The organism is Nonomuraea sp. NPDC003727, from assembly GCF_053586935.1.
This window is the reverse complement of record NZ_JBSFNE010000006.1, coordinates 215,739-241,784: the sequence shown is the minus strand read 5'-3', so window position 1 is coordinate 241,784 and position 26,046 is coordinate 215,739. Positions and strand designations below refer to the sequence as shown.

Annotated in this window: 23 protein-coding genes and 1 pseudogene; 16 read left to right on the top strand and 8 right to left on the bottom strand. The window is 71.4% G+C overall.

The window, feature by feature from the left end:
• Positions 1–233: 233 nt before the first annotated feature.
• The 3 genes from ACWDLG_RS17550 (at position 234) to ACWDLG_RS17540 (ending at position 2,105) form a co-directional block, all read left to right on the top strand.
• Positions 234–623 carry a TraR/DksA family transcriptional regulator gene (locus ACWDLG_RS17550; protein ID WP_449920982.1) on the top strand — a complete coding sequence of 130 codons (390 nt, stop codon included), beginning with the start codon at positions 234–236 and terminating at the stop codon, positions 621–623.
• A gap of 71 nt (positions 624–694) precedes the next feature.
• The gene (locus ACWDLG_RS17545) at positions 695–1,183 is read left to right on the top strand and encodes a signal peptidase II (RefSeq protein ID WP_449920979.1); all 489 of its coding nucleotides are present in this window, start codon (positions 695–697) and stop codon (positions 1,181–1,183) included.
• Positions 1,176–2,105, top strand: a complete 930-nt coding sequence (locus ACWDLG_RS17540) for an RluA family pseudouridine synthase (protein WP_354910362.1) — start codon at positions 1,176–1,178, stop codon at positions 2,103–2,105. Before ACWDLG_RS17545 ends, ACWDLG_RS17540 begins: the two co-directional genes overlap by 8 nt.
• Here the strand turns inward: ACWDLG_RS17540 and ACWDLG_RS17535 are convergent.
• Genes ACWDLG_RS17535 through ACWDLG_RS17525 form a run of 3 tightly spaced genes read right to left on the bottom strand, consistent with a single transcriptional unit; the run spans position 2,102 to position 7,325 of the window.
• Positions 2,102–3,580, bottom strand: coding sequence for a serine/threonine-protein kinase (locus ACWDLG_RS17535; RefSeq protein ID WP_449920977.1), 1,479 nt, complete (start codon positions 3,578–3,580; stop codon positions 2,102–2,104). The genes ACWDLG_RS17540 and ACWDLG_RS17535 overlap by 4 nt on opposite strands.
• 31 nt (positions 3,581–3,611) lie before the next feature.
• Entirely contained in the window at positions 3,612–5,336 is a 1,725-nt protein-coding gene (locus ACWDLG_RS17530) for a protein kinase domain-containing protein (RefSeq protein WP_449920976.1), read from the bottom strand.
• 9 nt (positions 5,337–5,345) lie between these two features.
• Positions 5,346–7,325 carry a protein kinase domain-containing protein gene (locus ACWDLG_RS17525; RefSeq protein WP_449920973.1) on the bottom strand — a complete coding sequence of 660 codons (1,980 nt, stop codon included), beginning with the start codon at positions 7,323–7,325 and terminating at the stop codon, positions 5,346–5,348.
• A 241-nt stretch (positions 7,326–7,566) separates the two neighbouring features.
• On the opposite strand from ACWDLG_RS17525, the pseudogene ACWDLG_RS17520 reads away from it, so the two are divergent.
• Both ACWDLG_RS17520 and ACWDLG_RS17515 read left to right on the top strand, forming a co-directional pair.
• Positions 7,567–7,983 (top strand): annotated as a pseudogene (locus tag ACWDLG_RS17520) (chorismate mutase); the annotation flags it as partial.
• Between the two features lie 129 nt (positions 7,984–8,112).
• Positions 8,113–8,391 (top strand): chorismate mutase, encoded by a 279-nt coding sequence (locus tag ACWDLG_RS17515; protein ID WP_449921437.1) that lies wholly within the window; start codon positions 8,113–8,115, stop codon positions 8,389–8,391.
• On the opposite strand, the gene ACWDLG_RS17510 is transcribed toward ACWDLG_RS17515, so the two are convergent.
• On the bottom strand, positions 8,354–9,721 hold the full coding sequence (locus ACWDLG_RS17510; protein ID WP_354910373.1) for an amino acid permease: 1,368 nt from the start codon (positions 9,719–9,721) through the stop codon (positions 8,354–8,356). The genes ACWDLG_RS17515 and ACWDLG_RS17510 overlap by 38 nt on opposite strands.
• A 184-nt stretch (positions 9,722–9,905) precedes the next feature.
• On the opposite strand from ACWDLG_RS17510, the gene dnaE reads away from it, so the two are divergent.
• A complete protein-coding gene (gene dnaE / locus ACWDLG_RS17505; RefSeq protein ID WP_449920970.1) occupies positions 9,906–13,433 on the top strand; it encodes a DNA polymerase III subunit alpha in 3,528 nt (1,175 codons plus the stop codon).
• Positions 13,434–13,470: 37 nt separating this feature from the next.
• Here dnaE and ACWDLG_RS17500 read toward each other — a convergent pair whose 3' ends face one another.
• Both ACWDLG_RS17500 and murA read right to left on the bottom strand, forming a co-directional pair.
• Positions 13,471–15,660, bottom strand: coding sequence for a transglycosylase domain-containing protein (locus tag ACWDLG_RS17500; protein ID WP_449920968.1), 2,190 nt, complete (start codon positions 15,658–15,660; stop codon positions 13,471–13,473).
• Positions 15,661–15,873: 213 nt separating this feature from the next.
• Positions 15,874–17,184 (bottom strand): UDP-N-acetylglucosamine 1-carboxyvinyltransferase, encoded by a 1,311-nt coding sequence (gene murA / locus ACWDLG_RS17495; protein WP_449920966.1) that lies wholly within the window; start codon positions 17,182–17,184, stop codon positions 15,874–15,876.
• A gap of 66 nt (positions 17,185–17,250) precedes the next feature.
• Here murA and ACWDLG_RS17490 point away from each other — a divergent pair, with 66 nt between their 5' ends.
• Positions 17,251–17,769, top strand: coding sequence for a hypothetical protein (locus tag ACWDLG_RS17490; protein WP_449920964.1), 519 nt, complete (start codon positions 17,251–17,253; stop codon positions 17,767–17,769).
• 30 nt (positions 17,770–17,799) lie between these two features.
• Here ACWDLG_RS17490 and ACWDLG_RS17485 read toward each other — a convergent pair whose 3' ends face one another.
• Positions 17,800–19,170: an amidase gene (locus ACWDLG_RS17485; RefSeq protein ID WP_449920961.1), complete on the bottom strand. Its 1,371-nt coding sequence runs from the start codon at positions 19,168–19,170 to the stop codon at positions 17,800–17,802.
• A gap of 63 nt (positions 19,171–19,233) precedes the next feature.
• Positions 19,234–19,731, bottom strand: coding sequence for a Cys-tRNA(Pro) deacylase (ybaK, locus tag ACWDLG_RS17480; RefSeq protein WP_449920959.1), 498 nt, complete (start codon positions 19,729–19,731; stop codon positions 19,234–19,236).
• A 141-nt stretch (positions 19,732–19,872) separates the two neighbouring features.
• Between ybaK and hisD the strand changes: the two genes are divergently transcribed.
• Genes hisD through hisF form a run of 9 tightly spaced genes read left to right on the top strand, consistent with a single transcriptional unit; the run spans position 19,873 to position 26,024 of the window.
• Entirely contained in the window at positions 19,873–21,180 is a 1,308-nt protein-coding gene (hisD, locus tag ACWDLG_RS17475; RefSeq protein WP_449920956.1) for a histidinol dehydrogenase, read from the top strand.
• Positions 21,177–22,247 carry a histidinol-phosphate transaminase gene (locus tag ACWDLG_RS17470; protein ID WP_449920954.1) on the top strand — a complete coding sequence of 357 codons (1,071 nt, stop codon included), beginning with the start codon at positions 21,177–21,179 and terminating at the stop codon, positions 22,245–22,247. Before hisD ends, ACWDLG_RS17470 begins: the two co-directional genes overlap by 4 nt.
• Before the next feature lie 44 nt (positions 22,248–22,291).
• Positions 22,292–22,903, top strand: a complete 612-nt coding sequence (gene hisB, locus ACWDLG_RS17465) for an imidazoleglycerol-phosphate dehydratase HisB (RefSeq protein WP_354910535.1) — start codon at positions 22,292–22,294, stop codon at positions 22,901–22,903.
• Between the two features lie 43 nt (positions 22,904–22,946).
• Positions 22,947–23,102 (top strand): hypothetical protein, encoded by a 156-nt coding sequence (locus tag ACWDLG_RS17460; protein ID WP_354910395.1) that lies wholly within the window; start codon positions 22,947–22,949, stop codon positions 23,100–23,102.
• Complete coding sequence (gene hisH / locus ACWDLG_RS17455) at positions 23,099–23,731, top strand: imidazole glycerol phosphate synthase subunit HisH (RefSeq protein WP_354910398.1); 633 nt, start codon at positions 23,099–23,101, stop codon at positions 23,729–23,731. The genes ACWDLG_RS17460 and hisH overlap by 4 nt, the downstream gene beginning before the upstream one ends.
• Before the next feature lie 51 nt (positions 23,732–23,782).
• Positions 23,783–24,112, top strand: a complete 330-nt coding sequence (locus ACWDLG_RS17450) for a hypothetical protein (RefSeq protein WP_449920951.1) — start codon at positions 23,783–23,785, stop codon at positions 24,110–24,112.
• A 5-nt stretch (positions 24,113–24,117) separates the two neighbouring features.
• Positions 24,118–24,840: a bifunctional 1-(5-phosphoribosyl)-5-((5-phosphoribosylamino)methylideneamino)imidazole-4-carboxamide isomerase/phosphoribosylanthranilate isomerase PriA gene (priA, locus tag ACWDLG_RS17445; RefSeq protein WP_354910400.1), complete on the top strand. Its 723-nt coding sequence runs from the start codon at positions 24,118–24,120 to the stop codon at positions 24,838–24,840.
• A gap of 21 nt (positions 24,841–24,861) precedes the next feature.
• Positions 24,862–25,266 (top strand): Rid family hydrolase, encoded by a 405-nt coding sequence (locus ACWDLG_RS17440; RefSeq protein ID WP_354910537.1) that lies wholly within the window; start codon positions 24,862–24,864, stop codon positions 25,264–25,266.
• Positions 25,263–26,024 carry an imidazole glycerol phosphate synthase subunit HisF gene (hisF, locus tag ACWDLG_RS17435; RefSeq protein WP_354910403.1) on the top strand — a complete coding sequence of 254 codons (762 nt, stop codon included), beginning with the start codon at positions 25,263–25,265 and terminating at the stop codon, positions 26,022–26,024. The genes ACWDLG_RS17440 and hisF overlap by 4 nt, the downstream gene beginning before the upstream one ends.
• Positions 26,025–26,046 lie beyond the last annotated feature (22 nt).

The window sequence follows — 26,046 nt, the reverse complement described above, 5'->3', positions numbered from 1 at the left end:
TCAACGCCTCGCAGGCTAAAACCATAACGCAGAGTGGAGGCTGCCTGCTTCCCGTTTGTGCAGCGCAGCAAATGGCGACAAAGAACCGGGAATGGATGCTTATGGTGAGGAGTTGATTGGTCGAGGCGGGATAGTACGGGAGGGGTAATCCGTACGGCGGGTCGTTTGCCGGGTCGTTATCGACGGCCTATGCTGCCCGCACCGTTTGAGCCTTGATCAGCATGGAGGCAGCCATGGCGGCAGTCACGCAGACCGCGACCCCTGCGATGTGGTCGGCAGAGGAGCTGGCCGAGGTGCGCGAGGCGCTCGCGCAGGAGATCGCCGATCTCGAGGCGGACATCCTGCGGCACGAGTCCGAGATCGCCTCTGGAGATGTGACGCAGGGCGCCGGTGACGACCAGGCCGACGCCGGGGCCAAGACCTATGAGCGCGAACGCGAGATCGCCCTTACCCTGAACACACGCGACCTGGTCGCGCAGAACGAACGTGCGATCGCCAGGATCGACGCCGGAACCTATGGAGTGTGCGAATCGTGCCACAAGCCGATCGGCAAGGAACGCCTGCAGGCGTTCCCGAGGGCGACGCTGTGCGTGTCGTGCAAGCAGCGGGAGGAGCGCCGCTGAAGGCCGATGGTGAGACGAGCGGAAGGCCGGTCGGGCGACGCCTGATCGGCCTTCTCGCGTCGATCGCGGTCGTGATCTACGCCCTCGACCTGCTCACCAAGACGCTGGTGCTGCGGTCGCTGGAAGGCGGCCCGCCGCTGGTGATCATCCCCGACCTGCTGCAGTTCAGGGTCATCTTCAACTCGGGGGCCGCCTTCAGCATCGGCACCGGGATGACCTTCGTCTTCACCATCGTCGCCTCCGGCGTGGTCATCGCCATCCTGCGCACCGCGCGCAAGCTGCGCAGCCTGCCGTGGGCGATCACGCTGGGCATGCTGCTCGGCGGGGCGCTCGGCAACCTCACCGACCGGCTGCTGCGCTACCCCGCCGGCTTGGGCCGTCCCGCCGCCGGCCAGCTGCAGGGCCACGTGGTCGACTTCATCGAGACCTTCCCCGGGTACTTCCCCGTCTGGAACGTCGCCGACTCGATGATCGTGTGCGGCGGCATCCTGGCGGTCTTCCTGGCCTGGCGCGGCTACCAGATCGACGGCACCAGGGAGGTGTCCGGCAAGAATGGCTGAACAGCGCAGCCTGCCCGTCCCCGACGGGCTCGAAGGAGAACGCCTCGACGCGGCCCTGTCGCGGCTGTTCGGCTTCTCCCGCACCCGGGCCGCCGAACTGATCGGCTCGGGCGACGTCCTGGTCGACGGCGCCACGGCCGCCAAGTCCGACCGGGTGCACGCCGGCGCGTGGCTCGACGTCACGCTGCCGCCCCCGCCGACCACGCCCATGCCCGTGGCCGAGCCCGTCCCCGGCATGACGATCATCTACGAGGACGACGACATCGTCGTGGTCAACAAGCCGATCGGCGTCGCCGCCCACCCCACCGTGGGCTGGACGGGCCCGACGGTGATCGGCGGCCTGCTCGGCACCGGCCACCGGGTGGCCACCAGCGGCGCGGCCGAACGGCAGGGCATCGTGCACCGCCTCGACGCCAACACCACCGGCGCGATGGTCGTGGCCAAGAGCGAGCACGCCTACTCCGTGCTCAAGCGCGCCTTCAAGGAGCGCACCGTCGACAAGCGCTACCACGCGCTGGTGCAGGGCCACCCCGACCCGTTCAGGGGCACGGTCGACGCGCCCATCGACCGCCACCCGTCGGGCGACGGCAGGTTCGCGGTGGTGGCCGGCGGCAAGCCGTCGGTGACCCACTACGACACCGTCGAGGCGTTCAGGGCGGCGTCGCTGCTCGACATCAAGCTGGAGACGGGGCGCACCCACCAGATCCGCGTCCACATGGCCGCGCTGCGCCACCCGTGCGTCGGCGACCTGCTGTACGGCGCCGACCCCACGCTCGCGGCCCGGCTCGGGATGACCAGGCAGTGGCTGCACGCGGTCTCGCTCGGCTTCGAGCACCCGTCGAGCGGCGAGTGGATGTCCTTCAGCAGCGACTACCCCGACGACCTGCAGAAGGCGCTCGACACCGTGCGGGCGGAGTCCTAGGCCCTGTCCCTGTCCTTGTCCTTTGCCTTGTCAGTGGCCTTGGCGCCGTCCTTGGTCGTGCTCCTGTCCTTGGCGTGACCCCTGTCCTGGGTCCTGCGGGCCATGCCGCCCAGGCCCTCGTCGGGCTCCACCTGGCCGGGAGCGCTGTCCGACGGCTCCTGTGTCCGCGTCTCGGCGGGTGGCGCGGAGGTCTTCTCCTTCGACTTCGTCGGTGACGGCCGGTCGGCGTCGGACGGGCTGGAGCGGCTGTCGGGCGGCGCCTCGGGCGAGGCGTCGCTCGTGGCGGGCGGGTCCCGCCGCTCGTCGTAGGTGCCCGTGCTCCGGCGGTCCTCTGACACCGAGCGGGTCCGCGCGGGCGCCGGCACCGGCGCGGCGGTCGCCGTGGGCGTGGAGACGATGAGCGGCACGGAGGCGGGCTTCGGCTGCTGCCGTTGGGGGCCGGGGTCACGGCTCGACATCCAGGCCATCCCGCCGGCGGCCAGCGCCACCGCGACCGCCGCCGCGGCGAGCGCGACCAGCGGGGGCCGGCGCCGGGCGGGCAAGCGGCCGCCCTGGCCCGCTCCGGCCCGCGTGACAGCCGGTACGGCCGGCCGCGAGGCCGTGTCCGCCGCCATCATGTCCGCCGCCATCGCGACCGGCGCGGTCGACTCGGGCGCGATGCCCAGCACGATCATGCGCATGCGCCGCTCGGCCTCGTCCAGGCCCATCCGCTCGGCCGGGTCCTTGCGCAGCAGCCCGGAGATCACCGGAGCCAGTGGCCCCGCCGTCGACATCGGCAGCGGCTCCTCGTGCATGACGGCCGCCATCGTGGCCAGCGGGTGGCCGCGCTGGAAGGGCGAGTGCCCCTCCACGACCGTGTAGAGCGTGACCCCCAGCGACCACAGATCCGAGGCGGGCAGCGCGGAGCCGCCGGCGGCCCGCTCGGGCGCGATGTAGGCCGGGGTGCCGACCAGGACCCCCGTCCTGGTCACGGGGACGTCGTCCTCGGTGGTGGCGATGCCGAAGTCGGTCAGCACCGCCCTGCCGTCCTCGGCCAGCAGCACGTTGTCCGGTTTGACGTCGCGGTGCAGCACGCCCACCGCGTGCGCGGCCCGCAGCGCCCCCAGGAGCTCCACCCCGATGGCCGCCACCCTGGCGGGCTCGAGCGGCCCCGCGTCGCGCACCATGGCGCCCAGCGTGCGCGAGCGGACCAGCTCCATCACGATCCAGGGGTGGCCCGCGTCCTCGACCACGTCGTAGACGGTGGCCACTCCTGGATGGGCGACCCTGCCGGCGGCCCTGGCCTCGCGCAGGGTGCGCACCGTGAAGACCTCGCGCTCCGGCCCCGGCAGATCAGGCGGCGGCACCACCTCCTTGACCGCCACGTCGCGGCCGAGGACCTCGTCGTGGGCCTGCCACACCGTCCCCATGCCGCCGCGGCCGATGGTCTTGAGGAGGCGATAGCGTCCGCCGATGATCTCCGAGGATTCGGACATGAAGGACGGACTACCCCGTAATTGCCGGAGCTCACGTGGGCTGGAAGGTCTTCACGAACGTGTCGAAGAACGCCAGGCCCTTCCGCCACGAAGCCTCCGGCGTCTCCCAGTAGATCGCGTACGGCCGGCCGTCCTCGAGCCTGAACCCGCGGTTGACCACGTGGATGGTCTCGCCGTCCCTGATCCTGGTGAACTCCCAGTCGGCGGCGGACACCCCGAGGTAGGTGAGCGGCCGGATGTCCAGTCGCCGGTAGCCCGCGAACTGCCCCTTGGCGCGGATCTCCTTCTCCAGGCGCTGCCATGCCTCGACGGGGTCGCGCACCGGGTCGTCCGCCTCGGTCCACTCGATGATCAGCGTGCCGGGAGCGCCGGGACCCGTCACGCTCACGCTGTCGCGGCCGGGGGTCTTCTTCGCGGTCCACCCGGCGGGCACCGAGACGGAGAAGCGGCCCAGCTTGCTGGTCAGCTCGCGCCAGCCGGGGCCGGCCGACGGACTGCCGGCAGCGGAGGGAGTGCTGGAGGAGGTCGGCGTACCGCTGGTCGGCGTGGGGCGCGCGGTGGGTGAGGGGGGTGAAGCGTCGGGCCGCATCGCCAGCCAGACGCCGCCACCGGCCAGCGCGGCGGCCAGCACGGCGCTCGGGACGGCCCACAGCAGCGGCGAGCGCCGCCTGGCCGGCCGCGCGGTCGTGGCGGCGTCGCGGGCCGCCGGAGGGGTGCGCGGCGCGTGGCCGGCCTGCCCGGTCCCGGGCTCGGTGAGCGTGGCGGGCGGCCGGGTCGCGGGCGGCCCGGCCGCGTTCTCGACCCGCTGCACGGCGGGCTGGACGCCCCGCGGCCCGGCGGGGTGGCCGTCCTGCGGCCCGGCGGGCTGGCCGTCCTGCGGTCCGGCGGGATGGAGGCTCTGCGGTCCGGCGGGGTGCAGGCCGTACGGCGCGGCGGGCTCCAGTCCCGGCGGCCGGGCGGGGGGCTCCAGCGCCGCGAGCCTCGCGGCCACCTCATGGGCGCCCATCCGCGCCGCAGGGTCACGTCGCAGCAGCCCCGTGATCACGGGAGTGAGCGGGCCGGCCAGGCGCGGCGGCTCGGGCGGGTCACGCAGGACCGCCGCCACCGTCGCCGCCCACGAGTCCCGCCGGTACGGCGCGTCGCCCTCCACCGCCGTGTGCAGCATGGCGCCCAGCGACCACAGGTCGGAGGCCGGGGTGGCGGGCAGGCCGTTGAGCCGCTCCGGGGGCATGTAGGCGGGCGTGCCGACCAGGTTGCCGGTGGCGGTCAGGCCCGCCTCGGCGTCGACGGCGGCGATGCCGAAGTCGGTCAGCACCACCCGGCCGTCCTCGGCCAGCAGCACGTTCTCCGGTTTGACGTCGCGGTGCAGCACGCCGGCCGCGTGCGCGGCCCGCAGCGCGCCCAGCACGGCGCCGCCGACCCTGGCCGCCTCCGGCACGGGCAGCGGACCCCGCTGCCTGATCACCTCGGCCAGCGACCGCGAGCGCACCAGCTGCATCACGATCCAGGGCCGGCCGTCCTCCTCGATCACGTCGTGGATGACGATCACGTTGGGATGGTCGAGCCGACCGGCCGCGCGCGCCTCCCTGATGGTGCGCTCGTTGAGCTGTGCGCGTTTCTGCTCGCCGATCCCGGTGTAGCGGACTTCCTTGATCGCCACCGTCCGGTCGAGCAGGTCGTCGTAGGCGCGCCACACGATGCCCATCCCGCCCTCGCCGATGGGTTCGATCAGGCGGTACCTGTTGCCGACTCGCACCACCGAAGCCTACTTGGCGGGTTTGAAACTCGCCGCGAAGGCGTCGAAGAAACGCAGGTCACGCTTCCAGTTCTCGTCAAGGGTGTGCCAGTAGATCGCGTAGCCGCGGCCGTTGTCGGTGACGAAGCCGCGGTTGCGCACCCTGGTCTTGCCGGTGTTGGTGTTCCAGGTGAACTCCCAGTCGGCGGCGGCCTTCATGTAGTCGACCTTCTTGATGCGGAGCAGCTTGTAGCCGCCGAAGTTGTACTTGGCGCTCGGCTCCTGCTTCTTCCAGTCGCCCAGGGGATCGTCGCCGGGGTTGGTCGCCTCCTCGATCATGACGTAGGAGTTGGACGAGGCGCCCGGTCCGCGGAAGTAGACCTGGTTGCCCTTGCGCTGGTAGCTCTTCCACTCGGGGGGCATGCCGATCGAGAAGCCCATCTCCTCGTCCTTGTACATCCGCCAGCCCTCCGGAAGCGCCTCCGCGGTGGCCGAGGGCGTCGGGGCAGGGGTGGCAGGCGGGGTCGCCGCCGCCGAGGGCGCGGCGGCGGTGGTCGTCGTCGCCGTCGCGGTGACCGTGGTGGTCACCTTCTGGGCCGGCTCCTGCGAGGTGCGGGGGGATTCGTTCTCGGCGGAGCGCAGCCCGAGCAGGCCGGCCACACCGCCGACGACCAGGATGGCGATGGCCACGGCGACGAAAGGGAGCACGCGGCGGGCCGGCGTCGCCGGCTCGGGGACGACCGTGGGCGTCTCGGGCAGGCGCATGCCCGTCTCGAACAGCTCGGCCGGCGAGTCGGCCGCGGCCGGCAGCGCCGCGGTGGGCGGGGGAGCCTCGGGCGCGGCACCGGCGGCACCGGCGGCCCTGGCGGACGCGGCGGAGCCGGTGGGCGCGGTGCGCGCCGTGGGCCTGGCGGGCTTGGCGGGCTTGGCGGTGGGTGTCCCCGCCTTGGCCGGCGCGGATCCGGTCCTGGCGGCGGCCGCGCCGGAGCCGGCCGGTGCGGGGCGCTTGGGCGCGGCCGGCCTGTTCGTGGCCGTCCTGTCCCGCGCGGTCTTGGGCGGGGAAGACTTCGTGGCGGCGGGTTTGGCTCCGGCGGGCGGCTCGATCGCGGGCAGGCTGGGGTCGGTGGGGGTGTCGTCCACGTCGGGTACGGCGGGCGGGCGCGCGACCCTGACGGTCTCGTTCTGGGTCTGCTCGATGATCCTGCGCAGCATCCTGGCCGTCTCGTCGACGGACAGCCGCTGGACCGGCTCCTTGGCCAGCAGGCCGTCCAGGACCGGCTCGAGCGGCCCTGCCTTGGCGGCGGGCGCGGGGTCGTCGTTGAGCACCGCCATCATGGTCGCCATCGCCATGCCGCGCTCGTGGGGAGCCTTGCCCTCGACCGCGGTGTAGAGCGTGGCGCCCAGCGACCACAGGTCCGACTCGCGCCGGGCGGGCAGGCCCTTGAGCCGCTCGGGCGCGATGAACGCGGGCGTGCCGGCCAGGCCCGTCATGGTCAGCGCGGTCTCGGTCTCCAGCGTGGCGATGCCGAAGTCGGTCAGGACGACCCTGCCGTCCTCGGCCAGCAGCACGTTCTCGGGCTTGACGTCGCGGTGCAGGACTCCTGCGTCGTGGGCGCCCTTGAGCGCCTCCAGGACGGCCAGGCCGATCTCGGCCACCCGCCGGGGCGGGAGCGGCCCCTCGGTCTTGATCGCCTGGCCCAGCGAGCGGGAGGGGACCAGCTGCATGACGATCCACGGCCGGTCGTCCTCCTCGATCACGTCGTGGACGACGATCACGTTCGGATGGGTGAACCGGGCCGCCGCACGCGCCTCGCGCATGGTGCGCCGGTTGAGCAGCTGCACCTCGTCGCCCAGCACGGCCGCGTAGCGGACCTCCTTGACCGCGACCTCGCGGTCGAGCAGCTCGTCATGGGCGCGCCATACGATGCCCATGCCGCCGCGCCCGATGGGCTCCTTCAGGTGGTACCGGCCGGCGACGCGGCGTCCGGCGTGCTGCTGTCCATCCGACATCAACGGCCTCAAACCCCCTTCTAAGCCTAGAAATACTCCCATAGGGATCGGGTAGCAGCGACCCGTGTAGTCTTAGATCCATGACTCCTCGCTACACGTTTATCGAGCCGGCTCCCGGAGGGCCGGTCATGCGGTAGCGACCACCTGGAGCCGGCGACAGGCAGAGACCCGAGGTCTCTGCCCTTTTTCTTTCCTGGAGACCGCCGGCTCCGCACGGACCGGCTTGAGCGTTGGGATCGAGATGTCTTCCACCCTCGAAAAGCGTCCCGCCGTCACCCGATGGATCAGCCTGCGCCCGCACCACGGGCGGGTGCGGGTGGAGGACGTGCTCGACGGCCCGGTGTACGTCGAGCCGTCCTCGGCCGACGACCTGCCCGCCATCGCCGAGCGCGCCGCGGGCGTGGTGGTGGGGGCGGCCTGGATGCGGGACCTCCCGCTGGTGCGGGCGGCGGCCAGGCTCGGCCTGCCGGTGATCGTCCAGCGCGGCCACGCCGCGACCCTGGAGGAGTGGCTGGCCGTCGCCGACTCCTGCGCGGCCGAGGGCAACGACCAGGTGGCCCTGTGCGAGAGCGGCGGTCAGACCCCCGCCGGCCACCTGGCCCTCGACCTGTCGCTGCTGCGCGCCGCCAAGGCCCGCTCGGGACGGCCGGTGCTGGCCGAGGTCTCCGCCGACCCCTCCCTGGCCGGCGCCGCCGTCGCGGCGGGCGCCGACGGCCTGCTGCTGTCGCCCTCGGCCGCCGACGAGGAGGTCGCCCAGGCGCGCGAGGCGGCCACGCTCTTCGGCGCGCTGGCGCGCCACGACACCCCCGAGACCCTGGCCGAGGCCCGAGCCGCCGTCGACAGGGTGGACGCCGCCCTCGCCACCCTCCTCGAACGGCGGGCCGAGCTGGCCGGTGTCATCCAGTCGCTCAAGCCCGTCGGCGGGTTCGCCGGCCGCGACATGGAGCGGGAACGTCAGCTGGTGGCCAGGATGGCCGAGCGCGCGCCCAGGCTCGGCGTCGAGCGCCTCGCCCCGATCATGAACGCGGTCATCGAAGCGGGCCTGCACCTCGCCGAGGAGAGCTGACCACCTTCCACCCGAGGGCGATGGCCGCGGCGAGCACGGGGATGAGGAAGAAGGCCACCCGCTGGTCCTGGTCGGCGAAGGCCATCAGCACCACCACCAGCGCCAGGAAGCCCAGCGTGAACCAGTTGGCGTACGGCGAGCCCGGCATCGGGAAGCTCGAGCGGTGCCCGGTACGCCGCAGCAGCAGCTGGCAGTACACCAGGGTGCCCCACGTGGTGATCACGCCGAGCGAGGCGACGGCGGTGGCGATGGCGAAGGCCCGCTCGGGGAGGAAGTAGAACAGCACGACCCCCGCGAGGAAGACCGCCGCGGTCATCAGGATCCCCCCGTAGGGGACGTGGCGGGAGCTCAGGTTGCCGGTGAAGTGCGGCGCCTCGCCCTTCAGCGCCATGGCCCGCACGATGCGCCCGGTCGAGTACAGGCCCGAGTTCAAGGACGAGGTGGCCGCCGTGATGACGACGAGGTTCATCGCGTCGGCCACCCACGGCACCCCCAGGTGGTCGAAGACCGTGACGAACGGTGACTCGTCGGCGCTGTAGGCGGTCCACGGCAGCACCATGGCCAGCAGCAGGATCGAGCCCACGTAGAAGACCGCGATGCGCCACACCACGCCGTTGATGGCCCTCGGCATGACCTGCCGGGGGTTCTTGGTCTCACCCGCCGCGATGCCCACCAGCTCGATCGAGGCATAGGCGAAGACGACCGCCTGCAGGCTCATCAGCACGACGGGGAAGCCGTTGGGGAAGAACCCGCCGTGGGCCACGAGGTTGGCCGCGCCGGCCTGGGTGCCGCCCACGTTCGCGCCGGTGATCACCAGGAACAGGCCTGCGACCAGGAAGGCGCAGATGGCCAGCACCTTCAGCAGGGCGAACCAGAACTCCAGCTCGCCGAAGACGCGGACCGACAGCAGGTTGACCGTCAGCACGAAGCCCAGCGCGATCAGCGCGGTCAGCCACTGCGGGAAGCGTGGCGCCCAGTAGTGGACGTAGGTGGCGACCGCCGTCAGCTCGGCGATGCCGGTGAAGGCCCAGTTGATCCAGTACATCCAGCCGCTGGTGAAGGCGGCCCACGGTCCGATGAACTCGGCCGCGTACTCCACGAAGGAGCCCGAGGTGGCCCGGTAGAGCACCAGCTCGCCGAGCGCCCGCATGACGAAGAAGGCGGCCAGGCCGGCCACCGCGTACGACAGCACGAGCGCGGGCCCCGCCGCGGCCAGACGCCCGCCCGCGCCGAGGAACAGCCCGACGCCGATGGCACCGCCGATCGCGATCATCTGCACCTGGCGGTTGCCCAGCGCGTGGGAGTACCCCTCTTCCAGCTGCGCGCACACCGTGTCTCCTTCGTCACAAGAACGATATATGCGCAGGCTGGAAGGGTTCGCGAGGGCTCGCCGGGCAACCTGTAGCCGAGGCCGTACACCTCGTCAGACGGTGGCGCCGACGGCCGGAAAAGTCGGTGCGGAGCACTAGGCTCGAAGCCTGCACATCCGCTCTCGATCGAGGAGGCGCCGCTCCATGTCGTCCAGCGACTCGTTTGTACACCTGCACGTACACACCGAGTACTCCATGCTGGACGGGGCCGCGCGCCTCAAGCAGATGTTCAAACAGGTCGGCGAGCTGGGCATGCCCGCCATCGCCATCACCGACCACGGCAACATGCACGGCGCCTACGACTTCTACAGGCAGGCGACCGCAGCCGACATCAAGCCGATCATCGGCATCGAGGCCTACGTCGCCCCCGAGCTGCGCCACAACAAGCGGCCGGTGCTCTGGGGCGAGCCGCACCAGAAGAAGGACGACGTCTCCGCGGGTGGCTACTACACCCACATGACGATCTGGGCGCGCAACAGGGCGGGCCTGCACAACCTGATGCGCCTGTCGTCGCGGGCCTACACCGAGGGTTTCGTGCGCAAGTGGGCGCGCATGGACGCCGAGATCCTCGCCGAGCACGCCGACGGCCTGATGGCCACCACCGGCTGCCCCTCCGGCGAGGTGCAGACCAGGCTGCGCCTCGGCCAGTACGACGAGGCCGTCAAGGCCGCCGCGAGGTTCCAGGACATCTTCGGCAAGGACAACTACTTCCTGGAGATCATGGACCACGGGCTCGACATCGAGCGCAGGGTCCGCGACGGGCTGACCAGGATCAGCAAGGAACTGGGCATCCCCCCGCTGGTCACCAACGACTCGCACTACACCTACGAGTCCGACGCCGCCTCCCACGACGCCCTGCTGTGCATCCAGACCGGCAAGCAGCTGTCCGACCCCGACCGCTTCCGCTTCGACGGCAGCGGCTACTACATCAAGTCGGCCGACGAGATGCGCGCCGTCGACTCCTCCGACCTGTGGGCCGAGGGCTGCCGCAACACGCTGCTGGTGGCCGAGAAGGTCGACCCGACGGGGTTCTTCACGCACAAGAACCTCATGCCGACCTTCCCCATCCCCGACGGGATGACCGAGGAGGAGTTCTTCCGCCAGGAGGTGTGGAAGGGCCTGGAGCGGCGCTTCCCCGACGGCGTGGACGAGGAGCACCGGGCCTGGGCCGAGAACGAGCTCGGCGTCATCCTCCAGATGGGCTTCCCGAGCTACTTCCTCGTGGTCGCCGACTTCATCATGTGGGCCAAGAACAACGGCATCAGGGTGGGTCCCGGCCGTGGTTCGGCGGCCGGTTCGCTGGTGGCCTACGCGCTCGGCATCACCGACCTCGACCCGATCCCGCACGGCCTGATCTTCGAGCGGTTCCTCAACCCCGAACGTGTCTCCATGCCCGACGTCGACATCGACTTCGACGAGCGCAGGCGGGCCGACGTGATCCGCTACGTCACCGAGAAGTGGGGCGCCGACAAGGTCGCCATGATCGCCACGTTCGGCACCATCAAGGCGAAGGCCGCCATCAAGGACGCCGGTCGCGTGCTGGGCTACCCGTACGCGCTGGGCGACCGGGTGTCCAAGGCCTTCCCGCCCGCGGTGATGGGCAAGGACATCCCGCTGTCGGGCATCTTCGACAAGGACCACCCCCGCTACGCCGAGGCCGGCGAGCTGCGCCGCCTGTACGAGGAGGACGTCGACGTCAAGGCGACGATGGACCTTGGCAGGGGCCTGGAGGGCCTGATCAGGCAGACCGGCGTCCACGCCGCCGGCGTCATCATGTCGGCCGAGGTGCTCACCGACTACATCCCGATCATGCGCCGCGACTCCGACGGCGCGATCATCACGCAGTTCGACTACCCGACCTGCGAGACGCTCGGCCTGCTGAAGATGGACTTCCTGGGCCTGCGCAACCTCACGATCATCGACGACTGCCTGAAGGCCATCGAGCTCACCAGCGGCGAGAAGATCGAGCTGCTCGACCTGCCGCTCGACGACGTCAAGACCTACGAGCTGCTGGCCCGCGGCGACACCCTCGGCATCTTCCAGCTCGACGGCGGCGGCATGCGCTCGCTCATGCGGCTCATGCGCCCCGACAACTTCGAGGACATCTCCGCCGCCCTCGCGCTCTACCGGCCCGGCCCGATGGGCGCCAACTCGCACACCAACTACGCGCTGCGCAAGAACGGCCAGCAGGAGATCACCCCGATCCACCCGGAGCTGGAGGAGCCGCTCAAGGACATCCTCGACACGACCTACGGCCTGATCGTCTATCAGGAGCAGGTCATGGCCATCGCCCAGCGGGTGGCCGGCTACTCCCTCGGCGGCGCCGACCTGCTGCGCCGCGCCATGGGCAAGAAGAAGAAGTCCGAGCTGGACAAGCAGTACGAGTTCTTCGAGAAGGGCATGAAGGACAACGGCTTCTCGCCGGCTGCCATCAAGGCCCTGTGGGACATCCTGCTGCCCTTCTCCGACTACGCCTTCAACAAGGCCCACACCGCCGGCTACGGCCTGGTCGCGTACTGGACCGCCTACCTCAAGGCCAACTACCCGGCCGCCTACATGGCCGCGCTGCTCACCTCGGTCAAGGACGACAAGGACAAGTCGGCCCTCTACCTCAACGAGTGCCGCCGCATGGGCATCAAGGTCTTCCCGCCGGACGTCAACGACTCCGACTTCGACTTCACGCCGCACGACACCGACATCCGCTTCGGCCTGTCGGCCATCCGCAACGTCGGCGGCAACGTCGTCGACGGCATCCTGGCGGCCCGCAAGGAGAAGGGCCGCTACGCCGACTTCAAGGACTTCCTGCGCAAGGTGCCGGCGATCGTCTGCAACAAGCGGGTGATCGAGTCGCTGATCAAGGCGGGCGCCTTCGACTCCCTCGGCCACGTCCGCAAGGGCCTGGTCATGGTGCACGAGCAGGCCGTCGACGCGATCATCGACATCAAGAAGAACGAGGCCATCGGCCAGGACTCCCTGTTCGGCGCCGTCGACGGCGGCGAGGACCAGACCTTCGACGTGCAGATCCCGGTCGGCGAGTGGGACAAGAACACCCTGCTGCAGTTCGAGCGGGAGATGCTCGGCCTCTACGTCTCCGACCACCCGCTGTTCGGCGTGGAGCACATCCTGGCCTCCGGTGCCGACTGCTCGATCGCCTCGCTGCAGGACGAGAGCCGCGCCGACGGTCAGGTCGTGACGGTCGGCGGCATCCTGTCGGGCGTGCAGCGCAAGGTCACCAAGAAGGGCGACACCTGGGTGCTGACCCAGCTGGAGGACCTCGAGGGCGCGATCGAGGTGATGATCTTCCCGTCGGCCTACCAGCTGTGCTCGACGATCCTGGCCGAGGACGCCATCGTCTTCGTCAAGGGGCGCATCGACAAGCGCGAAGACGTGGCCAAGATCATCGCGATGGAGGTGACGGCGCCCGACCTCACCCAGGAGGCGGGCGGCCCGCTGCTGGTCAGCCTGCCGCTGAGCCGGTGCACGCCGCCGGTGGTCGGCCGGCTGAAGGAGATCCTGACCACCCACCCCGGCACCTCCGAGGTGCACCTGCAGGTGCACAACGGCCCCAAGACCACGGTCATGCGGGTGGAGGACCGGCTGCGGGTGACACCCTCACCGGCCCTCATGGGCGACCTCAAACAACTCCTCGGCCCCGCCTGCCTGGGCGGCTGACACCGGCACCGGCGGCCCGCCCTCGTCACCCGTCCGGTCAGCGGCGGCGGGCCTGGTGTCTGGTCATCCACCGGTAGAACCGGCGGTACCGCTCGCGGTACTTCTGCACGTAGCGGCGGATCTCGGCGCGCCGGGCCGCGGCCTCCGCCTTGGCCAGCCCCGGGGTGTGCCCGCCGCCGAAGCGGCTCATGTCGGGGCGGGTGAACGGCGTCGCGTCGGTGTCGCGCAGTGCCGACTCCATCGAGGCCACCCAGATCGGCCCCGGCAGCGACGCGCCCTGCACCGAGCCGTACGACTCGTCGCCGATCGTCACCCCCTGCAGCGGGTAGCGGTAGGAGCCGCGGATGTCGCCCACGCTCACCGCCGCCGCGAGGTCAGGGGTGTATCCGGCGAACCAGGCCGCGGTGTAGCCGTCGGTGGTGCCGGTCTTGCCCGCCGCGGGCCTGCCGATGCCCTGCCCCTTCATCGTGCCCTTGGTGAACACCCCGGACAGCACGTGGTTGACCGCGTCGGCCACGTCCCGCTCCAGCGCCTGCGAGCAGGTGGGCCGCACGGTGGTGCGCAGCCCCTGGCTGTCGGTGATGTCGACGAGCGCCATCGGACGGCAGTAGCGCCCGCGGGCGGCGAAGGCGGCGAAGGCGGCGGCCACGGTGAGCGGGTCCATCTCGTTGACACCGAGCGTGAAGGTGGGCACCTCGCGCAGCGGGGTGCCGTCGGCCCTGACGATGCCCAGCGACTTGGCCGTCTTGACCACCTCGCACAGGCCGACCCTGCGCTCCAGCATCATGTAGAAGATGTTCACCGAGTTCCACGTGCCAGTGGACAGGCTGTGCGGGCCGCCCTTGCCCTCGCCGCTGGCGTTGTAGATCGTGGTGGCCGGCGCGTTGACCGGCCGGCCCGCGCAGTTGCGGTAGCCGTCGGCGGGGACGAAGCTGCCGGGCGTCTTGAAGCCCTGGTCGAAGCGCCAGCCCTGCTTGAGCGCGGTGGCCAGGGTGAACGCCTTGAACGTCGAGCCGGCCTGCAGTCCCATCCCGCCGCCGTGCTTGACGTCGGCGGGCAGGTTGAAGGTGGTCCTGGGCCCGTTCTTGCGGTCGCCGGGATTGCGGCCGAACCTCTTGCTGGCCGCCAGCGCCCTGATCCTGCCCGTGCCGGGCTCGACCATCGCCTCGGCGGCGACCTCGGTGTCCACGGGGTGGACCCGCTGCCTGATCGCCTGCTCGGCGGCGCGCTGCGCGACGGGGTCGAGCGTGGTGCGCAGCACGAGCCCGCCCATGGACAGGCGGCGCTCCCGTTCGGCCGTGGTGTCGCCGAAGACGGGGTTGGTCAGCAGTTCGCGCTGCACGTAGAGGCAGAAGTACGGGTACTCGCTCTCGGCGCACCCGCCGGGTTCGGGCCGCAGCCTGATGTCCAGCGGCTGCCGTTTGGTGGCCGCCGCCGTCTCGGCGGAGATCATGTTCAGGCTCGCCATGCGGTCCAGGACGATGTCGCGGCGCTCCAGCAGCCGCGCCCGCCGTTCAGGGCCCAGTGAAGGATCGGTGGTGTACGGCAGGCGCACCGCCCCCGCCAGCGTCGCCGCCTGGGCCAGCGTGAGGCTGCCGGCCGTGGTGGAGAAGAAGCGCCGGGCCGCCGCCTCGACCCCGTAGGCGCCCGCCCCGAAGTAGGCGATGTTGAGATAACGCTCGAGGATCTCGTCCTTGCGGTACTTGTCCTCCAGCGCCAGGGCGTAACGCAGTTCGCTGATCTTGCGGGACAGGTTGGGCGCGCGGGCGGCCTGCCGTTCCTTCTCGGTGTCGGCGTTCTCGACCAGGATGTTCTTCACCAACTGCTGGGTCAGCGACGAGCCGCCCTGCTTGATGCCGCCCGCCTGGGTGTTGGTGATGATCGCGCGCAGCGTGCCCTTGATGTCCAGGCCGGCGTGCTCGTAGAAGCGGGCGTCCTCGATGGCCACGATGGCGTCGCGCATCGCCGGCGCCACCTGGGCGAGCGTCACGGGCGTCCGGTTGGCCTTGTAGAACTGCGCGAACGGCTTGCCGTTCTTGTCCAGCAGCGTGGTGACCTGCGACAGCGGCTCCTCGCGCGGGGCGGGTGGCAGGTCGGTGAAGGTGGCGGCGGCTTCGCGGACGGCGATTCCGGCCCCGCTGACCGCCGGGACCGCCACCGCCGCGGTCAGCACGCCGCCGATCGCGCCCGCCATGCCGAGCCCGACGACGCATCTGAGCACAGTCACTCAGATGATCTGCAACGCGGACGAGGGCGCCAAACGCCTGCTTCAGCAGCCTTTGCGATCTGCAAACGCGCTCATGGAACGCGCGCCGCGCCCGATCGGCCCCCTCTGTCCGGTTAACGGCCGTGCCCGGTCACCCTCCTCTGTGTCCCCTGTGTCCCCGGTTGACGGCCGTGCCCGGTCAGCCTCCTCTGTCCGGTTGACGGCCGTGCCCGGTCAGCCCTCTCGGTGGAGGTCCAGGCCGAGCGAGCGGAACTGCTCGAACGGGCGGTGGTAGCCGCGCTCGATGTGGTGCACGCCGCGCAGCCTGGAGGAGCCGTCGGCCACCGCGGCGGCCAGCACCGCCGAGAAGCCCGCCCTGATGTCGGGCAGCATCACGTCGGCGCCGCGCAGCTTGGACACCCCGCGCACCACGGCCGAGTGCTTGGCGTTGGTGTCGTGGTAGCGGCAGGCCGGACCACCGAGGCACTGGTCGAAGACCTCGATCTCGCAGCCCATCTGCTGCAGCGCGGGCACGTAGACCAGGCGGTTCTCGAAGACCGTCTCGTGCAGCACCGACATGCCCTGGCTCTGGGTGAACAGCACCATCAGCGGCGTCTGCCAGTCGGTCATGAACCCGGGATGGGTGTCGGTCTGCACGGCCGCCGAACGCAGCCCCTCGGGCGGCGCGGTGGCGCAGATGTAGTCGTCGTTGATGTCGAACTGGGCGCCCATCCTGGCCAGCGTGGTGATCGCGGTGACCAGGCGGTCCTGCGGGCAGCCGTGCACCCGCACCTCGCCCCTGGTGATGAGGCCCGCCGCCAGGTAGGAGAAGGCCTCGATGCGGTCGCCCGCGAGCCAGGTCTGCGCGCCGTGCAGTTCGGGCACGCCCTCGATGACGATCCGCCGGTCGGGGGACAGCTCGATCCTGGCGCCCATCCGCTGCAGGAACAGCGCCAGCTCGACCACCTCGGGCTCCATGGCGGCGTTCTTGATGACGGTCTTGCCCTCGGCGAGCACCGCCGACATCAGGATCGTCTCGGTCGCGCCGACGCTGGGGTAGGGCAGCTGGATCCTGGCGCCGCGCAACCTGGTCGCCTTGGCGTGGATGCCGTCCTCGCCGACCTCGACCTCGGCGCCCATGGTGCGCAGCGCCTCGACGTGGAAGTTGACCGGCCTGCGTCCGATGGGGTCGCCGCCGACCAGCGGCACGAACGCCTCGCCGGCCAGGTGGAGCAGCGGGCCCAGCATGAGGATGGGGATGCGGTTCAGGCCGCTGAAGGCGTTGGGCACGCGGGGCTGGATCTCCTGCCCCTTCGCGATCCTGATCTCCTTCTTGGTGATCTCCACGTGGATGCCGAGCGCTTCCAGCATCGCCGCGGTGATGCCGACCTCACCCACCTCGGGGGCGTTGTGGATGGAGCTCTCACCGGTGCCGAGCATGGCCGCCACCATGTGCTTCGACACCGCGTTCTTGGATCCGCGGACCTCCACATCGCCACGCAGCGGACCTGAGGGCTCGATCAGCCAGACCTTGTCTTCAATCACGGCATGAGCCTAGCCGGGGGATACCATCGAGCAGGTTCGGACACACTTGTGAGGGGGAGTGGCCTCGTGGGGCATGTGCGGGCTTTCGCGGTGACCGTTCTGGCGCTGGCCGCCCTCGGCGTCCCCGCGGGTCTGGCCTGGTCCCTGCTCGCGCCCCGGGCGCCCTACGCGATCGTCAACGGCCGGCCGGTGCTGGCCGACCCCTCCACCCAGGCCCTCATCGCCGCCGACGGCTGGTTCGCCGTGGTCACGGGCGGCATCGGGCTGGTCTGCGCGGTCGTGGCGTGGAACCTGGCCCGTGACAGGCGCCTGGAGGTGCTGCTCGGGCTGGCGGCCGGCGGCGCCGCCGCGGCCTTCGTCGCGCAGTGGGCCGGCACGACCTTCACCCTCGCCACGGTCACCGTGGAGGCCGCCGCCGCCGTGCCCGGCGTGAAGGTGGTGGCCGGAGCGCTCGTCCTGACCGCCAAGGGCGTGCTGGTGGCCTGGCCGCTGCTCGCGGTGGGGCTCTACGGGACGATGGAGGCCGTGGTCGCCTACCGCGAGTCGCCGCTGCGCCGGCCGTACGGGGAGATCGAGGGGCTCTAGACCGCTCTTCAGGCCGTGCCCTGAACCGCGCTACAGATCGGGGCGGCGCGAGCCGTACCCGGTGGCCTGCTCGAAGGCGCGGGCCACGCGCAGCACCCTGGCGTCGGCGAACGGCCGGCCGACGATCTGCACGCCCACCGGCAGCCCCGTCGAGGTGAAGCCGGCCGGCACCGAGGCCGCGGGGGCGTGCAGGACGCTGATCCAGTACGCCGAGCGCATCCAGGCCAGGTAGTCGGGCAGCTTCACACCGTTGATCTCGTCGACGTAGGGCCGCTCGACGGGGAACGGCGGCACCTGGCTGACCGGCGCGACCAGCACGTCGTAGGTGTCGAAGAAGGCGGCCATGCGCTGGTAGAGGCCGCTGCGCAGCTTCTCGGCGCGGGCCAGGTCGGCGCCGGTCACCGTACGGCCCTGCTCGACGTTCCAGGCGGTGTTGGCGCCCAGCCTCTCCAGCTCGCCGAAGCTCAGCGCGTAGTACCAGGCGCGGTAGGTCCTGAAGGCGTCGTCGGCGTCGGACAGGTCGAGGTCCACGCGCTCCACGACGGCGCCGAGCCGGTCGAGCACCCGCACCGCCGCCTCCGTGACCGCCGCGGTCTCGGGGTCGACGGGCAGGCCGCCGAGGTCGGGGCTGAAGGCCACCCGCAGGCCGCGCACGGAGGTTTCCGGGTCGGGGGTGTACGGCTCGGTGATCGCGTACGGCGAGCGCGGGTCGAAGCCGGACATCACCGACAGCATGAGCTCCAGGTCCTCGACGGTCCTGGCCATCGGCCCCGAGACCGCCAGCGTGTACCAGGCGGCGGTGTCGGAGATGTCGGGAACGCGGCCCGGCGTCGGGCGCAGGCCGACCACGTTGCAGAAGCTGGCCGGGTTGCGCAGCGAGCCGCCCATGTCGGAGCCGTCGGCCAGCGGCACCATCCCGGTGGCCAGCGCGGCCGCGGCGCCCCCGCTGCTGCCGCCGGCGGATCTGGACAGGTCGTAGGGGTTGCGGGTGGCGCCGAACACCTCGTTGACGGTGTGCGAGCCGGTGCCGAACTCGGGCGTGTTGGTCTTGCCCACCGTGATCGCCCCGGCCTTCCTGAGCCGCTCGACCAGCAGGTCGTCCTGGCCGGGGACGTGGTGGGCGAACAGCGGCGAGCCGTACGTGGTCCTGATGCCCGCGGTGTCGACGAGATCCTTGTGGGCCACGGGCACGCCGTGCAGCGGGCCTCGGGGCTCGCCCGCGTCGGCCGCCTTGGCCTGGTCCAGCGCCCGCTCGGCGACCAGCGTCACGATGGCGTTGACGGCCGGGTTGACCTGCTCGATGCGCGCCAGGTGGGCATCGAGCAGCTCGACGGCGCTCACCTCGCGGGCCCGCACCAGGCGGGCCATCTCAGTGGCGGTGAGGTAGTGCAGTTCGGTCACTCTTGCGATCCTGCCGCATGCGCCCGCGCCCGGCGATGGCAAGGATTGCCAGCTGACCGGCCCTCAACCGGTCTTGGCGATCGGCGCGGTGGCCGCCCCGGTGAGCTCGACCAGGTTCGCCGGCGCGGTCTCGATCTGCAGGCCGCGCTTGCCGGCCGAGAAGTAGATCGTCTCGAAGCTCAGCGCGGAGGCGTCGACCACGGTGGGCAGCCGCTTGCGCTGCCCGAGGGGGCTGATGCCGCCGACCACGTAACCGGTGACCCGCTCGACCTTCGCCGCGTCGGCCATCGCGGCCCGCTTGCCGCCCAGCGCCGCGGCGAACGCCTTCAGGTCGAGCTTGCCCGCCACCGGCACGACCGCCACCGCGAGCCCGCTCTCGACCTCCGCCACCAGCGTCTTGAAGATCCTTTCGTACGGCAGGCCCAGCGCGTCGGCGGCCTCCTCGCCGTAGGCCTGGGCGTTGGCGTCGTGCTCGTAGGGGTGGAGCGTGAAGTCGACCTGTGCCTTGGCCAGCGCGACCGTCGCGGGGGTGCCCTGCCCGCCCTTCTTCGCCTTGCTCACGGTGCCGATCGTAGAGGATCGGCGGCCACGCCGTGCCTGCGGAAATGCCCCGCCATGCATGGAGAAATACGGCGAATGCCCTGGCTGTCCCGCAATATGGACAGAAGCGGTTGTGCCTGAGACTGTCCGTAGACTGTATGGGTGATTTCCCGTATCGACCTGCGCGGCTCTCTGCCGGAGAACCTGCGCGACGTGCTGCCCCGCGCCGAACTCGACGTCGAGGCCGCCCTGGAGAAGGTGCGGCCCATCTGCGACGCGGTGCGCCATCGCGGGGCGGCAGCCGTTCGCGAGCTGACCGCCAGGTTCGACGGTGTCGAGATCACGTCCGCCAGGGTTCCCGCCGAGGCGATCCGGCAGGCGCTGGACGACCTTGACCCCAAGGTCAGGGCCGCCCTCGTCGAGTCGATCACGCGGGCCAGGAAGGTGCACCGCGACCAGCGGCGCACCGACACCACGACCCAGGTGGTCCCCGGCGGCACGGTCACCGAGCGGTGGGTGCCGGTCGAGCGCGTCGGCCTCTACGTGCCGGGCGGGCGCGCGGTCTACCCCTCCAGCGTGGTCATGAACGTCGTTCCCGCCCAGGAGGCGGGCGTCGAGTCGCTGGCCGTCACCAGCCCCGCGCAGAAGGAGTTCGGCGGGCTGCCGCACCCCACGATCCTGGCCGCCTGCGCGCTGCTCGGCGTGGACGAGGTCTACTCCGTCGGCGGGGCGCAGGCCGTGGCGATGTTCGCCTACGGCACCGAGGAGTGCCCGGCCGCCACCATGGTGACCGGACCAGGCAACATCTGGGTGGCCGCGGCCAAGCGGCTGCTCAAGGGCGTCATCGGCATCGACTCCGAGGCGGGCCCCACCGAGATCGCCATCCTCGCCGACGCCACCGCCGATCCCCGGCACGTGGCCGCCGACCTCATCAGCCAGGCCGAGCACGACGTCATCGCGGCGGCCGTGCTGGTCACCGACAGCGTCGAGCTGGCCGAGGCGGTCGAGAAGGAGCTGCCGGGACAGGTCGCCGCGACCCGCCACTCCGAGCGGATCTCCGAGGCGCTGGCCGGCCGGCAGTCGGGCATCGTGCTGGTCGACGACATGGCCGCCGGGCTCAGGGTCGTCGACGCCTACGCCGCCGAGCACCTGGAGATCCAGACGGCCGGAGCGGCCGAGGTGGCGGCCAGGGTGCGCAACGCCGGCGCGATCTTCGTCGGTCCCTACAGCCCGGTGAGCCTGGGCGACTACCTCGCCGGCTCCAACCACGTGCTGCCCACCGGCGGGTGCGCCTGCCACTCCAGCGGGCTGTCGGTCCAGTCGTTCCTGCGCGGCATCCACGTGATCGACTACACCCGCGAGGCGCTGGCCGGGGCGGCCGAGCACACCTGCGTGCTCGCCGACGCCGAGGACCTGCCCGCCCACGGCGCCGCCATCCGCGCGAGGTTCGACTGGGAGATCCCCTCATGAGGTTCGACGACCTGCCGATCCGCGACGACCTGCGGGGGCGCAAGCCGTACGGTGCTCCCCAGCTCGACGTGCCGGTGCAGCTCAACACCAACGAGAACCCCTACCCGCCCTCCCAGGCGCTGGTCGACGACCTGGCCGAGGAGATCAGGCGCGGCGCGGCGGCGCTCAACCGCTACCCCGACAGGGACGCCCTGGCCCTGCGCCAGGACCTGGCCGACTACCTGGGCCACGGGCTGACCCGCGACATGGTCTGGGCCGCCAACGGCTCCAACGAGGTGCTCCAGCAGATCCTGCAGGCCTTCGGCGGCCACGGGCGCACCGCGATCGGCTTCGAGCCGTCCTACTCCATGCACCCGATCATCACCACCGGCACCAGCACGGAGTGGATCTCGGGCGCGCGCGAGGAGGACTTCTCGCTCGACCCCGGCAAGGCCGTCGCCGCGGTCGAGGAGCACCGGCCCGACATCGTCTTCCTGACCTCGCCCAACAACCCGACCGGCACCGCGCTGCCGCTGGAGACCATCGCGCGGGTCGCCGCGGCCGCTCCCGGCATGGTCGTGGTGGACGAGGCCTACGCCGAGTTCGCCCGCACCGGCACGCCGTCGGCGCTGACGCTGCTGGCCGACCACCCCCGGCTGATCGTGACGCGGACGATGTCCAAGGCGTTCGCCATGGCGGGCACCCGCCTGGGCTACCTGGCCGCGCACCCGGCCGTGGTCGAGGCGATGCTGCTGGTCCGGCTGCCGTACCACCTGTCGACGGTCACGCAGGCCACGGCCAGGGTCGCGCTGCGGCACCGGGCCGAGCTGCTCGGCACCGTCGACACGCTCCGGCGCGAGCGCGACGACATCGTCGAATGGTTGCGCGGCAAGGGCTTGACGGTCGCCGATTCGGACGCGAACTTCGTGTTGTTCGGCCGGTTCGGCGACCGGCGCACGATCTGGGAGGGGCTGCTCCAGCGAGGCGTCCTGATCCGCGAGGTCGGGCCGCCCGAGTGGCTGCGGGTGTCGATCGGCACCACTGAGGAGATGACGGCATTCCGTGCAGCCCTGGAGGGGGTCCTGTGAGTGAGCGCAGCGAGCGAACCGATCGACACAGCTCGGCATCGAAGGTGGCCGACGAAGGCGGCCGCGCTCGAGTCGGACGTGTCGAGCGGGTGACGAAGGAGACGTCGGTCCTGGTCGAGGTGAACCTCGACGGCACCGGCGTGGTCGACGTCGCCACCGGGGTCGGGTTCTACGACCACATGCTTGCCCAGCTCGGCAAGCACGGTCTGTTCGACCTGACCGTCAAGACCGAGGGCGACCTGCACATCGACTCGCACCACACCATCGAGGACACCGCGCTGGCACTGGGCGCCGCCTTCCGCGAGGCGCTGGGCGACAAGTCCGGCATCAGGCGCTACGGCAACGCGTCCTGCCCGCTGGACGAGGCGCTCGCCGAGGTGACCGTCGACCTGTCCGGACGCCCCTACCTGGTGCACTCCGAGCCCGACGGCATGGCCCCCATGATCGGTCCCGAGTACGACACGACGATGACCCGGCACATCCTCGAGTCGTTCGTCGCCCAGGCGGCCGTCTGCCTGCACGTGCGCGTGCCGTACGGGCGCAACGCCCATCACATCGTCGAGGCCCAGTTCAAGGCGCTGGCCAGGGCGCTGCGCGAGGCCAGCGAGCGCGACCCGCGCGCCATCGGCGTCCCGAGCACCAAGGGCGTGCTGTGACCGAGTGCCGCCGGACGACCGGGCCGGCGCGGGGGGAGGCCGCATGAGCGACAACTGGACGGCGATCGTGATGGTCTTCATCGGCCTGTTCCTGGTCGGCGGCGTGGTGTCGTTGATCAAGCAGGGCCTGCGGATCGGCGCGGTGGTCTGCGGCGTCGGCGCCGCGATGGCGCTGGTGGCGGGGGTGTTGTGGTGGTGAGCAAGAACGTCGTCGTCCTCGACTACGGTTCGGGCAACCTGCGCTCGGCCGAACGGGCGCTTGCCAGGACCGGCGCCCAGGTGACGGTCACCGCCGACTACGACGCCGCCATGGCCGCCGACGGCCTCGTCGTGCCGGGCGTGGGCGCCTTCGCGGCGTGCATGGCGGGGCTGAAGAGCGTCATCGGCGACAGGATCATTGGCCGCCGCCTGTCGGCCGGCCGTCCCGTGCTGGGGATCTGCGTCGGCATGCAGATCCTGTTCGAGCGCGGCGTGGAGCACGGCGTGGTCACCGAGGGGTGCGGCGAGTGGCCCGGCACGGTCGAGCACCTGGAGGCCCCCGTGCTGCCGCACATGGGCTGGAACACCGTCAAGGCGCCCGATGGCAGCGTGCTGTTCGCCGGGATCGACGCCGACACCCGCTTCTACTTCGTCCACTCCTACGGCGTGCGCGAATGGGAGCTGCATCCGGGCGAAGGCTTCGCCCCACCACTGGTCACCTGGGCCGAGCACGGCGTGCCGTTCGTGGCCGCGGTGGAGAACGGCCCGCTGATGGCCACCCAGTTCCACCCGGAGAAGTCAGGGGACGCGGGTGCGGCCCTGCTGAAGAACTGGGTCGGCACGCTGTGAACGGGCCGCGGTGATGGCGCCCCCGCCCACCGGCAGGTCAGGGGCGGTGCCGTGAGCAAGGAACGGGCCCGGCGCCGGGCCGCCCGCGAGGCCGAGCGCGAGCGCGCCGCCCTGCTGAACGCCGAGCGGATGGCGCGCAGGTCGCGCCGCAGCGCCCTGCTCGCCCGGCTGGTCCCGCGCCCGGTCCGCTACGCCAGGCAGGGCGGGCTCATCGCCCGCCGCCAGCGGGCGCAGAACGGCCTCGTCGCCGTGCTCTTCCTCGTCGCCCAGCTGCTGGTCTGGCTGCTGTGGTCGTCGTGGCAGGTCAGCCTGGCCGTGTTCGTGCTCTCCCTGCTGTTCGTCCCTGTGATCGTCACGCTCGCCTTTGACCGGAGGACCTGAGGAACATGTCGTTCGTACTGCTGCCCGCCGTGGATGTCGTCGACGGCCAGGCCGTACGCCTCGTGCAGGGGGAGGCCGGCACCGAGACGGGCTACGGCGACCCGCTGACCGCGGCACTGGCCTGGCAGGAGGCGGGCGCCGAGTGGATCCATCTGGTCGACCTCGACGCCGCCTTCGGCCGCGGCTCCAACAGGGAACTGCTGGCCGACGTGGTCGGCAAGCTCGACATCAACGTGGAGCTGACCGGCGGCATCCGCGACGACGCCTCGCTGGCGGCGGCGCTGTCCACCGGCTGCCGCAGGGTCAACATCGGCACCGCGGCGCTGGAGAACCCGGACTGGTGCAGGCGCGTCATCGCCGAGCACGGTGACAAGATCGCGGTCGGGCTCGACGTGCGCGGCACCACGCTCGCCGCCCGCGGGTGGACCGAGGAGGGCGGCGATCTCTGGGAGGTGCTCGACCGGCTCGATGCCGACGGCTGCCCCCGGTACGTGGTGACGGACGTGACCAAGGACGGAACACTGCGCGGACCGAACCTGGACCTGCTGCGCCAGGTCTGCGATCGAACCGACAAGCCCGTCGTCGCCAGTGGAGGGGTCTCCTCCCTCGACGACCTCGTCGCCCTCTCCTCTCTCGCGCCCCACGGCGTGGAGGGCGCGATCGTGGGCAAGGCACTGTACGCGCAGGCTTTCACGCTGGAAGACGCCCTGGCCGCGGTACGCGGCTAGGACCTGAGGGAGGGACGCGTGATGGGCCAGGCAGGCTGCGTGCGCGAAGGGACGAGGATCTTCTCCGGCGGCGTCTGGGAGGACAGGTACGGCTACGCCCGCGCCGTCGTGGCGGGGCCGCGGGTCGTGGTCTCCGGCTGCACGGCCACCGTCGACGGCGAGGTGCAGCACGAGGGCGACCCCTACCGGCAGGCCATGACCGCCTTCGACATCGCGCTCGACGCGGTGGAGGCGGCCGGGCTGACCAGGGAGGACGTGGTCATGGTGCGCTACTACGTGGTCGACGACGGCCACTACGACGCGGTCGGCACCGCGCTGTCGGAGGTGCTGGGGCACGTCAGGCCCGCGTGCACGGGCGTCAGGGTGGCCGGGCTGATCGACAAGCGGATGCTGGTGGAGATCGAGATCGAGGCGTTTCGAGCATGACTGTCGCGGTTCGAGTCATCCCGTGTCTGGACGTGGACGCGGGACGGGTGGTCAAGGGCGTCAACTTCGAGAACCTGCGCGATGCGGGTGATCCGGTGGAGCTGGCCCGCCGCTACGACGAGGAGGGCGCCGACGAGCTGACCTTCCTCGACATCACCGCCTCGTCGGGGGAGCGGGAGACGATGTTCGACGTGGTCCGCAGGACCGCCGAGCAGGTCTTCATCCCGCTGACCGTGGGTGGCGGCGTCCGTTCGGTCGACGACGTCGACAGGCTGCTGCGCGCCGGCGCGGACAAGGTGTCGCTCAACACCGCGGCCATCGCCCGGCCGGAGCTGCTGACCGAGGCCTCCCGGCGGTTCGGCGCCCAGTGCGTCGTGCTGTCGGTCGACGCCCGCAGGGCGCCGGGCACGCCCTCGGGCTTCGAGGTCACCACGCACGGCGGGCGGCGCGGCACCGGCATCGACGCGGTCGAGTGGGCGGCGCGCGGCCAGGAGCTCGGTGTGGGGGAGATCCTGCTCAACTCCATGGACGGCGACGGCACCCTCGACGGCTACGACCTGGAGATGCTGCGCGCCGTGCGGGCCGCGGTCAGCGTGCCGGTGATCGCCAGCGGCGGCGCCGGGCGGCTGGAGCACTTCCCGCCGGCCGTCGCCGCGGGCGCCGACGCGGTGCTGGCCGCGTCGGTGTTCCACTTCGGCACGCTGAAGATCTCCGAGGTGAAGGACAGCCTGCGCCAGGCCGGCCACCCGGTCAGGTAGGCGGCCGTCCCACGGTCGCGGA